This is a genomic window from Mycobacterium sp. MS1601, from assembly GCF_001984215.1.
Lineage (GTDB): Bacteria > Actinomycetota > Actinomycetes > Mycobacteriales > Mycobacteriaceae > Mycobacterium.
Window position 1 is genome coordinate 5,205,149 of the sequence record NZ_CP019420.1, and the last position, 13,987, is coordinate 5,219,135.

The following is a 13,987-nucleotide window of genomic DNA, read 5'->3' on the forward strand; positions in this document are numbered from 1 at the left end:
GGCACCGACCTGGGAGGTCGAGTATGCGGACGGGGTCGTGACCCCCCCCAGATGTGCAGGCCGTCACAGACACCGCAAGAACTCCGTTAAGGAGCCCGACAGTGGTGTCAAGAAACCGTCAAGGCGCGATTGCGCCGTCCTGGAGCGGGGTTGACTCCTGATGCGCTCACTCGGAAGTGAGCCTTGAAACGGAGTCGGATAGTCATGTCTGTAGTCGTCTACGTCGTGCTGACCATCGCGCTGTTCGCGTTGTTCGGCGGAGCCGTGAGGTTGCTCGAGCGATGAATCTCGCCAACAGCGTCGGCCTGGTGCTGGCTGTCGCAATCGCCCTGTTCCTGATCGCCACCTTGCTGTTCCCGGAGAGGTTCTAGTGAGCGCCACAACCGCCGGGGTGTTGTTCCTTCTCGTCCTGATCGTCGCGCTGGCCGTCGTGCACGTGCCGCTGGGTGACTACATGTACCGCGTTTACACCACCACCAAGGACTTGCGTATCGAAGGCCTGATCTACAGAGTGATCGGCGCTGATCCCAAAGCCGAGCAGACGTGGGCTGCCTACGCGCGCAGCGTGCTCGCGTTCTCGGCAGTGTCCATCTTGTTCCTGTTCTTCTTCCAGCTGCTGCAGGGCAGACTCCCGCTGCACCTCAACGATCCCGCTACGGAGATGACGCCGGGGCTGGCGTGGAACACCGCGGTGAGCTTCGTGACGAACACCAACTGGCAGGCCTACTCCGGTGAGTCCACCCAGGGGCACCTGGTCCAGATGGCCGGCCTGACGGTGCAGAACTTCGTCTCCGCCGCTGTGGGTATGGCCGTGGCCATCACCCTGGTTCGTGGCTTCGCCCGTACCAGAAGTGGTGAGCTGGGCAACTTCTGGGTGGACCTGGTGCGCGGCACGTTGCGTATTCTGTTGCCCCTCTCGTTCATCGCCGCGATCATCCTCATCGCCGGCGGCGCCATCCAGAATTTCGCCCTGCACAGTCAGGTGATCGACACCCTCGCCGGTGCGCAGCAGACCATCCCCGGCGGCCCGGTTGCCAGCCAGGAAGCTATCAAGGAACTCGGTACCAACGGCGGCGGCTTTTTCAACGCCAACTCCGCGCATCCGTTCGAGAACCCCACGGCCTGGACGAACTTTGTCGAGATCTTCCTGCTGTGCCTGATCGCGTTCGCCCTGCCGCGCACCTTCGGCAAGATGGTGGGCAACACCAAGCAGGGCCTGGCGATCGTCGCTGTGATGGCCGTTATCGCCACCCTGAGCGTGACCTTGACGATGCTCTTCCAACTGCAGGCCCACGGCACCGTTCCCACAGCGGTGGGGGCCGCTACCGAAGGCGTGGAAACCCGCTTCGGCGTCGGCAATTCGGCGGTGTTCGCCGCGATGACCACACTGACGTCCACCGGCGCGGTGAACTCGTTCCACGACTCCTACACCAGCCTCGGCGGGTTGATGACGATGTTCAACATGCAGCTCGGTGAAATCGCCCCCGGCGGTGTGGGATCGGGACTGTACGGCATGCTGGTACTGGCGGTCATCACGGTGTTCGTCGCCGGCCTGATGGTGGGGCGCACCCCGGAGTACCTGGGTAAGAAGATCACCCCGCGTGAGATCAAGCTGGCAGCAAGCTATTTCCTGGTCACCCCGCTGCTGGTGCTCACCGGCACCTCGATCGCGTTGGCTTTGCCCGCGCAGCGCGACAGCATGCTCAACACCGGGCCACACGGCCTCTCGGAGGTGCTGTACGCGTTCACCTCGGCATCGAACAACAACGGGTCGGCATTCGCCGGCATCAGTGTGAACACGCAGTGGTTCAACACCGCACTGGGGCTGGCGATGGTCGTCGGTCGATTCCTGCCGTTGGTGCTGGTGCTCGCGCTGGCGGGTTCCCTTGCCAAGCAAGGTCACACGCCGGCTTCGGTGGGCACCCTGCCCACTCACCGTCCGCAGTTCGTCGGCATGGTCACCGGCGTGACCGTAGTCCTGGTCGCCCTGACCTTCCTGCCCATGCTCGCGTTGGGCCCGCTCGCTGAAGGAATACACGTATGACCGTCACCATGGTGACTACGGCGGCTGAAGCCGCCAAGCACAACTCCACCACGAAGTCCGTCAAGGGCGGGTTGCTCGAACCGAAGATGCTGTTGAGCTCGCTACCCGATGCGCTGCGCAAGCTCGACCCCCGCACCATGTGGCGCAATCCGGTGATGTTCATCGTCGAGGTGGGCGCCGTCTGGTCAACCGTCCTTGCGATCCTGGATCCGTCCTGGTTCTCCTGGCTGATCGTCATCTGGCTGTGGCTGACAGTGGTTTTCGCCAACCTCGCCGAAGCCGTGGCTGAAGGTCGCGGAAAGGCGCAGGCGGAGTCGCTGCGCAAGGCCAAGTCCGACACCATGGCGCGCAAGCTGAATCCGGACGGTTCCGAGCAGGCTGTTCCCGCCCCGATGCTCAAGCAGGGCGACTACGTAGTGGTCGAACCCGGTGACGTCATCCCTGGCGACGGGGACGTCGTGGAAGGCATTGCGTCGGTGGATGAATCGGCGATCACCGGTGAGTCCGCGCCTGTCATCCGCGAGTCCGGCGGCGACCGCTCCGCGGTGACCGGCGGTACCACGGTGCTGTCCGATCGGATCGTCGTCAAGATCACCCAGAAGCCCGGTGACAGCTTTGTCGACCGGATGATCGCCCTGGTCGAGGGTGCCAACCGGCAGAAGACACCCAACGAGATTGCCCTGAACATCCTGTTGAGCGCATTGACCATCATCTTCGTCTTCGCCGTCGCAACCCTGCAGCCGCTGGCCATCTTCTCCAAAGCCAACAATCCCGGTGTGCCGGACAGTCTGGCGCTCGACGGCAACGGTGTGACAGGGATCGTCATGGTGGCGCTGCTGGTGTGCCTGATCCCGACCACCATTGGTGCGCTGCTGAGCGCCATCGGCATCGCGGGCATGGACCGACTGGTGCAGCGTAACGTGCTGGCCATGTCCGGCAGGGCCGTCGAGGCGGCCGGTGACGTCAACACCCTACTGCTCGACAAGACCGGCACTATCACCATGGGCAACCGTCAGGCCAGCGATTTCCTGCCGCTTCCCGGCGTCGACCTGGCAACCCTGGCCGACGCTGCACAACTGTCCAGTCTCGCCGACGAGACGCCCGAGGGACGCTCTATCGTGGTGCACGCCAAAGAAGCTCACGGTCTTCGGGCACGCACCCCGGGTGAGTTGTCCGGTGCGCAGTGGGTCGAGTTCACCGCCACCACCCGGATGTCGGGCGTCGATCTGGAGGACGGCCAGTCCCTGCGTAAAGGTGCTGCAGGTTCGGTCGCGGAATGGGTGCGTAGCCTGGGCGGCACGGTGCCAGCTGAGCTCACCGACATCGTCAACGACGTCTCCAATTCCGGTGGCACGCCTCTGGTGGTCGGCCGGGCGCGCAACGGCGGAGCTGATGTGCTTGGTGTCGTCCATCTCAAAGACGTGGTGAAACACGGGATGCGGCAACGCTTCGACGAGATGCGCCGCATGGGCATCCGCACGGTGATGATCACCGGCGACAACCCGATGACCGCCAAGGCCATTGCCGACGAGGCAGGGGTGGACGACTTCCTGGCCGAAGCCACACCGGAGGACAAGCTGGCGCTGATCAAGAAAGAACAAGCCGGCGGCCGACTGGTCGCGATGACCGGTGACGGCACCAATGACGCGCCTGCGCTGGCGCAAGCTGATGTGGGTGTGGCGATGAACACCGGCACCTCGGCAGCCAAAGAGGCGGGCAACATGGTGGATCTGGATTCCGACCCCACCAAGCTGATCGAGATCGTCGAGATCGGCAAGCAGCTACTGATCACCCGTGGCGCGCTGACCACGTTCTCCATCGCCAACGACATCGCCAAGTACTTCGCCATCATTCCGGCGCTGTTCGTGACGCTGTTCCCCGGCCTGGACCTGCTCAACATCATGCGGTTGCACAGCCCGCAGTCGGCGATTCTGTCGGCGGTGATCTTCAACGCGATCGTAATCGTGTTCCTCATCCCGTTGGCACTCAAAGGTGTTCGCTACACCCCGGCCAGTGCGTCCAAGTTGCTGAGCCGCAACCTCCTGGTTTACGGCCTCGGCGGCATCGTCGCACCGTTCGTCGGTATCAAACTCATCGACCTCGTGATCCAGCTCTTCCCCGGGATGTCCTGACATGTCTATCACCAACATCATCCGTCAACACTGGGCGGCGTTACGCGCGCTGCTCCTGCTCACCGTCCTGCTCGGACTGGTGTACCCGCTCCTGGTCTGGGCCGTTGCCCAGGTCCCCGGGCTGAAGGACAACGCCGACGGATCCCTCGTCGAGGTCAACGGCCAGGTGGTCGGCAGCAGTCGCATCGGTCAGATGTTCACTGATGCCAGTGGCAACCCGCTGCCGCAATACTTCCAGTCGCGGCCCTCGGCGTCAGGTGGCGGTTACGACCCGATGGCGACCAGCGCGTCGAACCTCGGACCTGAGGACATGATCGACACCGAGGACCGTTCCAGTTTGCTCACCCTGGTGTGCAGTCGAAGCCTCGCCATCGGAGAGCTCGAGGGGGTCGACGGGACACGGCCGTTCTGCACCAATGACGGTGTGGGCGCGGTGCTCTCGGTGATCGCCCCCCGCGACGCCTCGGGACAGGTGGCCAACCCCACCCAGGTGGTCAGCGTCAACCAGTGGTGCGGCACTACCGCCACCCCGTTCATCACCACCTATGAGGGTGTGCGGGTGGAGTGCAACGACGGCACCCAGGACATCGCGGCGGGTCAGATCGTTCCGGTAGAAGGCACCACGCTCCAGCCGAAGATTCCCGCGGACGCGGTGACAGCCAGCGGCAGCGGCTTGGACCCGGACATCTCACCGGCCTATGCCGAACTACAGGTGCAGCGGGTTGCGCAGGAACGCGGGATGAGCGCCGACGAGGTGCGACAGATCGTCGCGGCGCACACCACCGGCCGATCACTCGGATTCATGGGGGAGCCCGCGGTCAACGTGCTTGGGGTCAATCTGGCCCTCGACGGGCGTGATGGTTAGGCCCGTTGTCATGTCTGCCAGGCGCGCACTCGGTATCTACCGGGTGCGCGTCTTGGTCGGCGAGGTGCCCACCACGTGAGTATCAGCGGACACCGGTCGAAGCGCGGTGAGTTGCGTATTTATTTGGGTGCGGCTCCTGGTGTGGGTAAGACGTTCGCGATGCTCGGTGAAGCGCATCGACGGCTGGAGCGTGGCACTGATGTGGTGGCCCAGATCACCGGCATCGAGCAGAAGGAAACCGTGCCCGATGCGGTGGTGCGCAGCCGCGAAACCTACCTGCAGCAGTCGGTCTCGCTGTTGCGCGACGCCCTGGTCGGTGAGCCTGCTCTCGTCGCGTGTGTCGGCGAAACACCCTGTGTGGATGTCGAATCCGCTGACACCGCCGTCGAGGTCGGCGACGACGAATTCTGGCTGCTGATGTCCGGCCGTAAGCTGGCGGCCCGGGACCTGCGCACACCACTGGCTGCCGCCAAGGCCGCCGTGTCCAGCCTGCGCAGCGAGGAGGTCGACTTCTCCCCGGGCGACACCGCCGAACTGTTGGCCCCGGCGGCGGGCTGACCGTGATCGTCGATCTAGCCGCCGCAGGTGCGCAATGACCCGCACACGGGTACTGGTGATCGACGACGAACCACAGATCCTGCGGGCACTGCGGATCAACCTGTCCGTGCGCGGCTACGACGTCCACACCGCCGCCACCGGAGCCCAAGCCCTACACACCGCCGCCGCGCACCCACCTGACGTGGTGATCCTCGATCTCGGGCTGCCCGACATCTCCGGCATCGACGTCCTAGCCGGACTGCGCGGGTGGCTCACGGCACCGGTGATCGTGCTCTCGGCACGCACCGACTCCTCAGACAAAGTACAAGCACTCGACGCCGGAGCCGACGACTACGTCACCAAACCCTTCGGCATGGACGAATTCCTGGCCCGGTTACGGGCCGCCGTGCGACGGGCCACCACAACCCCGGAGACCGACGAACCAATCATCGAAACCTCCTCCTTCACCGTCGATCTGGCCACCAAAAAAGTCACCCGCAACGGCACCGAAGTCCACCTGACCCCCACCGAATGGGGCATCCTCGAAATGCTGGTACGCCACCGCGGCAAGCTCGTCAGCCGCCAAGAACTCCTCAAAGAAGTCTGGGGCCCGGCCTACGCCACCGAAACCCACTACCTACGCGTCTACCTCGCCCAACTACGCCGCAAACTCGAACCCCACCCCTCACACCCCCAACACCTACTCACCGAACCCGGCATGGGATACCGCTTCCAGCAATAACCCGTCCAATGACCCGTCGCGTCGTCAATATCGCGCAAGGATCCGTGAACTGTCCGTCAGGGGAGCGTATGAACGCTCGCATCGCGCCTCTGGCGGCCGTAGACCGGAGACATGACACTTGCTTTGGACCGAACCGATGGTGAACCCCTCCCCACTGCGGCGCCGACGTCCCGCGTCGGCGTCAACGCCGGCTGCAGCATCCCCGCTGCAGCGCTGGACAACCGGGAGTTGGCCGCGTGGATCCGTTCTCACGGCGTCTCGGTGACCGCACGCGACGATCACGACCTCGACCTGGTGCAGTTCCACAACATCAAGGCGGTCCAGGTGGTGTTCCGCTGCGGCTACGGCACCGATGTCCTTCGTCGAGCGGTGGCGGTCGGTGCGTCACGATTCATCGTCAGTTCAGCCCATCACATGGCGAGGATCTCGGAATGTGCACACGCCACCAAGTACCTTCACCTCGATGAGGCGGCACCACTGATGCTGGGGGACAGGCGGTTGCGGGTCGTCGGCCTGCACACCGACGTGACGGAACACAGCGACGTGGCCGGCTGGAGTTCGGCGGTGCAGCGTCTGCTGGCTCGGGCGGCGGTGCTGAATGCGTGCGGGGCGACCGTCAAGCGCATCACCCTGAGCGGTGGACCAACACACATGTGGCTGGGCGCCGACCATCCGGGCGCGCGCGCCATCGCCGATGCAGTGGACCGAGCACTGTCCGACGAGTGCCGCAACTGGGCGCTGCCCAGGCCGGCGGTAACGCTCGCGGCACTGACGAACTGACCATGGACGGCACGTATGCCGCCGGAACCTACCGGCTGCGTCGTGGAAAACCTGATGCAGCTCGTCACCGGGCTGGCGGCCGAAGGTCAGCCGCACCGATCATCTGCAACGCCATCTCCGAGTAACGGGTGGCCACGTCGAACGCCGAGGTGGGACCGGAGATGTCGAACCACTGCGGCAGGGACGTGCACATGGTGACGATGGCCCGGCCGGTTTCCAGCGGTCGCGGGCAGTGCGCCGAACCCTCGGTGATCGCCGCGCGGATCTCGCGGTCGATGAGGTGCTGAATGGCGCTGCGGCGTGCGGCGATTCGAGAGCGGTCGGGTTCATCGAGGCTACGCATCTCGCTGGAACCGATGAACGCCAGGTCGGCGCGCAGCGTGTGAAACAGGGCTAGCGCCTCCACTTCCAGCCGCAGGCGGCGCAGTGGGTCCTCGGCGTCGGCGGCGGCGCCGTGGGTGCGCCACTCCACCTCGTCCATCGTCAGGTCGAGGATGGTGACCAGGATCAGCTGCTTGCTGGGGTAGTAGTGGTACACACCGGCCAGGCTCATCCCTGCGCGCTGGGCGATGGCACGCATGGTCGAGCCGTGATAACCGGTGTTGACGAAGGTGGCGATGGCGGCGTCGGTGACAGCGTCGAGGTCCAGTGTCGGGAACGAGCGCCAGTGTGTCTGAGGCGCCGCGGCAGCCGGACCGGCAGATTCCGGAATCCTACTGGGCTGCAACAGCTCTGCTGGTGTGATTCCGAATGCGTCGGCGAACTGGGCCAGACGGGTCAGCGAAAGCCCGGTGCTGCCGTTCTCCACGGCGCAGACCGTCCCCGGACTGACCTCGAGCCGGCGCGCGAGTTCGCGCATGGACCAGCCGTGATCAACCCGCAGCGCCCGGATCCGGTCCCCGACAGATATCACGCGTTCAGCTTAGCTGAACGCCCTCCAAGCCTCTGAACTGTAACTATGGACACAGGCCCGGTCGTTCGATCTAGCATCGCTGACATGACCGACGACCTGGTTGCGCGCACGGCAGCGTTCATCGAGACCCACGTTCAACACGTCGACGACCAGCACGACGGTGACATCGAGGCAGCGGGCGGCGATCAGCTGCGGGTGCGCCTCCAGGATGCTGCGCGGGCGGCCGGTGTGTTCGCGCCTCAGGCGCCGCCGGACTGCGGTGGTCTGGGGCTGGGCATGGTCGCTCGCGCAGCGGTGTTCGAGGAGGCCGGCTACTCGTTGTTCGGACCTCTCGCCACCGGGATCGCCGCACCTGACGAGGGCAACATCCATCTTCTGGATGCGGTCGCCACGCAGAAGCAACGGGCGCAGTATCTGCAGCCGCTGGCCCGCGGCGAGGTCCGGTCGGGGTTCGCGATGACAGAGCCTGCACCGGGAGCGGGCAGCGACCCGGCCGCGCTGAACACCCGCGCCACCAAGGTCGACGGTGGCTGGATCATCAACGGCCGCAAATGGTTCATCACCGGTGCCGACGGCGCCGCGTTCTTCATCACCATGGCCCGCTCCAGTGGCGAACCAGGCGAGGCTGGCGGGGCGACGATGTTTCTGATGCCCGCCCACACCGAGGGACTCGACGTCGTGCGCCACGTCGGCACCGTCGACAAATCGATGATCGGGGGCCACTGCGAGATCACCTTCACCGACGCCTTTGTCCCGGACTCCGAGGTGCTCGGCGGCGTCGACGAAGGATTCCAGTACGCCCAGGTGCGGTTGGGGCCGGCGCGTATGACCCACGTCATGCGCTGGACCGGCGCCGCCCGCCGCGCTCACGAAGTAGCCGTACGACATGTGGTGGGTCGCCAGGCGTTCGGGGCAAGGTTGGCCGACCAGGGGATGATCCAGCAGATGATCGCCGACAATGAAATCGACTTGGCGGCAACCAGAGCGCTGCTGTTGGTGGCGTGCCAGGAGCTCGACAGCGGCGCACGGGCCTCGGCCAGCACCTCGATCGCCAAGACCTTCGCCGCGGAAGCCCTGCACCGCGTAGCTGACCGCGCCACCCAGATGTGCGGCGGCATGGGGGTTTCCACCGAGCTGCCGATCGCACGCATCGCCCGTGAATTGCGGCCCTTCCGCATCTACGACGGTCCCTCGGAGGTACATCGCTGGTCACTGGCCAAGCGCGCCATCCGCAGGATCACCGAGACCGCGCAGTGAGCTCAGCCCTGACGATCGCGGACCTCGAGGCGGTGGCCACCTGCATGCAACAGGCAGGGGAGCCCCCGTCGGGCCCGCTGCGCGCCACCGAGTTCACCGGCGGGCGTTCCAATCTCACCTACCGACTCGACGACGGACACTCGAGCTGGGTGCTGCGAACGCCACCCCGGCACGGCCGCACGCCGTCGGCTCACGATGTTGCCCGCGAGTTCATCGTCACCCGGGCGCTGGTAGCCACCGACGTCCCGGTGCCATATCCGGTGGTGTTGTGCGAGGACGATGCCGTCCTCGGTGTGCCGTTCGTGGTGACCCGCTTCGTGCCTGGCGCGTGCATCCAGTCGCGGGCCGATCTGGAGGCGGTGGATGAGGAGACGTTGCCCGGCATCGTCTCCGCGCTCGTAGACGCACTGGCCGCCCTGCATGCCGTCGACCACACTGCGGTCGGGCTCGCCGAATTCGGCCGCGCCGCGGGATACGCCGAACGACAGATCCGGCGCTGGACCAAGCAGTGGGCATTGGTCGGCGACCCTGCCCTCACCCCACTGGCCCAGCGGTTGTCCAACCGGCTGGCTGCTGTTGATTTCGTGCAGGATTCGACTGCCGTGGTGCACGGTGACTACCGCATCGACAACACACTGCTCAACCTCTCGGGGGGAGTCATAGTCACGGCCGTGGTGGACTGGGAACTGTCCACCATCGGAGACCCCACCGCCGATGTGGCGATGATGTGCGTGTACCGGCATCCCGCGCTGGACCTGGTGCTCGGCGCACCCAGCGCCTGGGCTGACCCGCGGCTGCCGGACGCTGACCACCTCGCTGGCGCCTACGAGCGAGTCAGCGGTAAACCGCTGCAGCAGTGGGAATCGCACATGGCACTCGGCTACTTCAAACTGGCAGTGATCGCCGCGGGCATCGATCACCGGTACCGGTCCGGCGCGGCTCACGGCTCCGGGTTCGCCGACGCGGCGCGTGCGGTGCCCGAGCTGCTTGCGGCGGGGCTGGACTGCTCTGCCGGCTGAGGCTCGAGATCGGTCAGTGTGCGGGACACCGCGACCACGCCCACGAGCACCAACCAGACGGCGAAGACGGCGACGCCCGCGGCCACCGCCGAGCCGTACTCGGCAACCACGGCGGCCAGCGCGATACCTGCAGGCGCCGCGATCTGAAGGCACGCGTTCTGCACGCTGAGCACCCTGCCGCGTACGGCGTCGGCGATCCGCTCGGCCTGCAGCACTCCCACCACCGCACCCAGCGACGCGTTGGCGATGCCGAACAATCCGGCTCCGGCGAACACGACCGGGGGCGAAGCCAGCGTGGCCATCGCCAGGAACCCGGCGGTGGTGCCGATCAGCGCGGAACTGACCCAGAATCGCCGGGACATCCTGGTACCGGTCAGCGCGAAGACACTGGTGCCGATCAGCATGCCGACGGCCAGCGCTGTCAGGACGAAGCCCAGGAGATCAGGCCGCGCGAGGTCGCTGAAATACAGCGGCAGCACCAAGCCCTGCAATCCGCCGATGGCGACGGCCAGCCCCACCGTCAGGGTCACGGTACCGGTGAGGAACCGACTGCGGCGCAACTCCACTGCCCCGGCGCCCAGTTGGCGCAGCAGCGACTGGCGATGTTGACGGTCGGACTCCACTGCGCCGAGACGGTGCGGCAGTGCGGCGGTCAGCAGAACTGCGGCCGCCGAGGTGGCGGCGGTCACCCACAGCACCGTGGTGCCGTCGAACAGCGCCAACAACGTCCCCGCGGCGCCGGGACCGATCACCAGAGCCATGGACGTCATCGACTGCCGCAGTCCGACAAGGCGTTCCAGCGGTACCCCGGCGTGCCGGGCCACGGCGGGCACCATCACCTGCCGGGCCGTCAACCCCGGGACGTCGCCGAAGGCGCCGATGATCGCCAGCGCCACCAGCCAAGTGAGATCGAGGCCCCACACCAGGTCCACCACCGGGATGGCGGCCACCGCCGCCGCCGACACCACATCCGAGAGCATCGAACAGGTCCGGCGGTTCACCCGGTCGATCACCACCCCGGCGGCCAGGCCCACCAGCAGCGCCGGCACGGCGGTGGCCGCCGAGATGACACCCACGCTGGCCGGACTGCCGGTGGCCTGCAGCACGATCAGCGGCAGCGCCACCGCCAGGATCCCGTTCCCGAGGAAGCTCAGGAAATGCGAGCCCAGGTAGGCGGCGGCGATGGGAGTCACTCTGCAGCAAGGGGTTTGAGCTGTCGATCCGAACGCCGGATGGCCCAGACGATCACCACGAACGCCAGCGCGGTCAACGGATACCCCATGCCGATGCGCGCGACGGCCAGCCAGCCCGTCGAATCCGCGTCGTAGAGCCAGTTCTGCACCACGAACCGGGCCGCGAACACCGCGGCCACGAAAACCGTCGCGACGTCATAGCGGAAGCGGGACGGTTTGTGGGTGCGCCACTGAGGCCCGCGGCCGGACAGTGCCGCCCAGATGACGCCGACCAACGGTCGGCGCAACACAACCGACAGCGCGAAGATCACCATCAGCACGAAGCTCATCCAGATACCCACCAGGAAGTAGTCTTTCGCGTCTCCGGTGGTGTAGGCGATGAACGCGGCGATCCCCACCCCGAGCAGACCGGACAGCGCCGGTTGGAGTGGCTCTCGGCGCAGCAACCGCAGCACCGCGATACCTGCGCCGGAACCCACCGCCAGTACCACCGCCACGTGCAGTCCAGCCATGGCATCCGCGGCGACGAAGACGATGCTCGGCACGCTGGCGTAGATCAGGCCGGAGACCCCACCCATCTGCTGCAGCAGTGTCGGCTTGTGTCCTGTCTCAGCGGTGTTCATCCGCGACCACCCACGTACTTGCCGAGGAACCGCACGATGCCGTCCCACATCTCGATCACATTCTCGGGGTTCACCGCCCCGTGCCCCTCATCACCCTGGATCAGGTATTCGACATCCACACCGCGTGCCCGCAGCCCCTCGACCAGGTTGTCGGACTCGGCCTTGACCACACGGACGTCGTTGGCGCCCTGGACCACCATCAAGGGGGTGCGGATCTGGTCGACCCTGGTGATGGGGGAGCGCGCCATCATGTCGGCCAACTGAGCCGGATCGTCGGGGTCGCCGACGTACAGGTGCCAGTTGTTGGCCAGGTGCGGCCGGGCGACCACGGGCAGTGTCCTCATGAAATTGGCCAGATCGGAGATACCCACGTAGTCCACGGCGGCGGCGAAGACATCCGGGGTGAACGTAACGCCCACCAGTGCGGCGTACCCGCCGTAGGAACCACCTACGATGGCCACGCGGTCAGGGTCGGCGTACCCCTGCTCGACAGCCCAGTTCACCCCGTCGATCAGGTCGTCGTGCATCTTGCCCGCGAACTCACCGATCGCGGCCTTCATGTGTGCCTTCCCGTAACCCGTGGAGCCGCGGAAGTTGACCTGCAGCACCGCATATCCGCGATTGGCGAGGAGCTGGACGCCTGTGGCGTACTCCCAGCTGTCGCGATGCCACGGGCCACCGTGTACGGCCAGTACCAGCGGCAGGTTGGTCGGCTCCACACCCCGCGGCAGAGTTAGATAGCCGTGCAACGGCAACCCGTCCCGTGCGCCGAACGTGACCGGCCGCATCGGCGCCAGCTGTTCGGGATCAAGGTGCGGATAGGGCCGGAACAGCAGCCGGCTCTCGCCCGTGCCGTGGTCATAGAGGTAGGTGACGCCGGGGTCCCGGTCATGGCTGAAACTGACCACCCAACGCCGTCCGCCGATGTCGGATGAGAGGTGGGACAGGTCCCCCTCGGAGAGCTTGGACACACTGTCCAGCACCTCGGCGAATTGAGCGTCGAAAGCGTGGACCACCTGGCGTTCCCGGATGTACCGCGCGCCCAACAACTCACCGGTGCGACGCGCCAGGATCAGCGCCTGCGGCATGGTCGTGATGACCGTGCCGCGCGGGTCGAGGTCGTATTCGGGATGCCCGCCGACCTCGGTCTCCTCGCCGGTGGCCAGGTCGAGCCGGACCAGGCGGGTGCGGTCGGTTCCGCGGTTGGAGCCGATCCAGACCCCGGTTCCGTCTGGAGTGAGCACCAGCGGCTGGACTCCCATCGGGTAGTCAGTGCCGTCCCAGCGGATGATCGGCGTTGCCGTGGAGGTCTGGCGGTCCCACCGCGAGAGTTCGAGGTCGCCGTCGGCCGTGAGTGCGGTGGCGAAGATCGCCCCGTCGTCACTGCACAGCCAGCCACTCAGATAGCCGGGGTTCTCCGCGAGCATGGTGATGGTGCCGGTCACGATGTCGAGTTCGAGCAGATCCATGCGGTTGGGAATCCGACTGTTGCTGACGATGAACGTCTTGCCGTTCTTCACTTCACGCAGCGGAACGGCGATGGCGCCGGGGAACGGCGTGAGGTCGACGGCCTCGGCGTCCGGATCAGCGAGATCAACACGATAGGTGTGCCAGTTCTCGTCACCGCCGGTGTCCTGCAAGTAGATCATCCAGCGTGGATCGTCGGTCCACTCGTAGTGGTGCACACTGCGGTTCTCGTCGGCGGTGACGCAGCGCGGCTCGTTGTTGCCGTCGATGTCTTGGACCCAGACGTTGAGCCGGTTCTTCCACGGTGCCAGGAACGCCAGGTGGGTGCCGTCGGGGGAGATGGTGGCCCCGGTGCGGGTGGGGGGATTGAAGAAGTCCGCTACGGAGATCGGTGCGGGCAGTGCCATGGAAAGCC

At 66.0% G+C, this 13,987-nt stretch carries 12 protein-coding genes and 1 pseudogene; 9 read left to right on the forward strand and 4 right to left on the reverse strand.

What is annotated here, in order from left to right; genetic code table 11:
- The first annotated feature begins 281 nt into the window (after positions 1–281).
- From BVC93_RS25075 to BVC93_RS25105, 7 genes and pseudogenes are all read left to right on the forward strand, one after another.
- A complete protein-coding gene (locus BVC93_RS25075) occupies positions 282–371 on the forward strand; it encodes a potassium-transporting ATPase subunit F (protein WP_083739808.1) in 90 nt (29 codons plus the stop codon).
- Positions 371–2,044 carry a potassium-transporting ATPase subunit KdpA gene (gene kdpA, locus BVC93_RS25080; protein WP_083739809.1) on the forward strand — a complete coding sequence of 558 codons (1,674 nt, stop codon included), beginning with the start codon at positions 371–373 and terminating at the stop codon, positions 2,042–2,044. The genes BVC93_RS25075 and kdpA overlap by 1 nt, the downstream gene beginning before the upstream one ends.
- Positions 2,041–4,176: a potassium-transporting ATPase subunit KdpB gene (gene kdpB / locus BVC93_RS25085; RefSeq protein ID WP_083739810.1), complete on the forward strand. Its 2,136-nt coding sequence runs from the start codon at positions 2,041–2,043 to the stop codon at positions 4,174–4,176. The genes kdpA and kdpB overlap by 4 nt, the downstream gene beginning before the upstream one ends.
- Position 4,177: 1 nt before the next feature.
- Complete coding sequence (locus tag BVC93_RS25090; RefSeq protein ID WP_083739811.1) at positions 4,178–5,041, forward strand: potassium-transporting ATPase subunit C; 864 nt, start codon at positions 4,178–4,180, stop codon at positions 5,039–5,041.
- 75 nt (positions 5,042–5,116) lie between these two features.
- Positions 5,117–5,257 (forward strand): annotated as a pseudogene (locus BVC93_RS34825) (hypothetical protein); the annotation flags it as partial.
- Positions 5,258–5,633: 376 nt separating this feature from the next.
- On the forward strand, positions 5,634–6,320 hold the full coding sequence (locus BVC93_RS25100; protein WP_083739813.1) for a response regulator: 687 nt from the start codon (positions 5,634–5,636) through the stop codon (positions 6,318–6,320).
- A 111-nt stretch (positions 6,321–6,431) separates the two neighbouring features.
- A complete protein-coding gene (locus tag BVC93_RS25105) occupies positions 6,432–7,100 on the forward strand; it encodes a hypothetical protein (protein WP_083739814.1) in 669 nt (222 codons plus the stop codon).
- Between the two features lie 64 nt (positions 7,101–7,164).
- On the opposite strand, the gene BVC93_RS25110 is transcribed toward BVC93_RS25105, so the two are convergent.
- Complete coding sequence (locus BVC93_RS25110; RefSeq protein WP_236950112.1) at positions 7,165–8,013, reverse strand: TetR family transcriptional regulator; 849 nt, start codon at positions 8,011–8,013, stop codon at positions 7,165–7,167.
- An 84-nt stretch (positions 8,014–8,097) separates the two neighbouring features.
- On the opposite strand from BVC93_RS25110, the gene BVC93_RS25115 reads away from it, so the two are divergent.
- Positions 8,098–9,270: an acyl-CoA dehydrogenase family protein gene (locus BVC93_RS25115; protein ID WP_157517069.1), complete on the forward strand. Its 1,173-nt coding sequence runs from the start codon at positions 8,098–8,100 to the stop codon at positions 9,268–9,270.
- A gap of 44 nt (positions 9,271–9,314) precedes the next feature.
- A complete protein-coding gene (locus BVC93_RS25120; protein WP_083741319.1) occupies positions 9,315–10,289 on the forward strand; it encodes a phosphotransferase family protein in 975 nt (324 codons plus the stop codon).
- On the opposite strand, the gene BVC93_RS25125 is transcribed toward BVC93_RS25120, so the two are convergent.
- The 3 genes from BVC93_RS25125 to BVC93_RS25135 are packed head-to-tail and all read right to left on the reverse strand — an operon-like array spanning position 10,211 to position 13,979.
- Positions 10,211–11,482, reverse strand: a complete 1,272-nt coding sequence (locus tag BVC93_RS25125) for an MFS transporter (RefSeq protein ID WP_083739817.1) — start codon at positions 11,480–11,482, stop codon at positions 10,211–10,213. The genes BVC93_RS25120 and BVC93_RS25125 overlap by 79 nt on opposite strands.
- Positions 11,479–12,105 (reverse strand): DUF3159 domain-containing protein, encoded by a 627-nt coding sequence (locus tag BVC93_RS25130; protein ID WP_083739818.1) that lies wholly within the window; start codon positions 12,103–12,105, stop codon positions 11,479–11,481. The genes BVC93_RS25125 and BVC93_RS25130 overlap by 4 nt, the downstream gene beginning before the upstream one ends.
- Entirely contained in the window at positions 12,102–13,979 is a 1,878-nt protein-coding gene (locus tag BVC93_RS25135; protein ID WP_083739819.1) for a S9 family peptidase, read from the reverse strand. The genes BVC93_RS25130 and BVC93_RS25135 overlap by 4 nt, the downstream gene beginning before the upstream one ends.
- Positions 13,980–13,987: the final 8 nt, after the last annotated feature.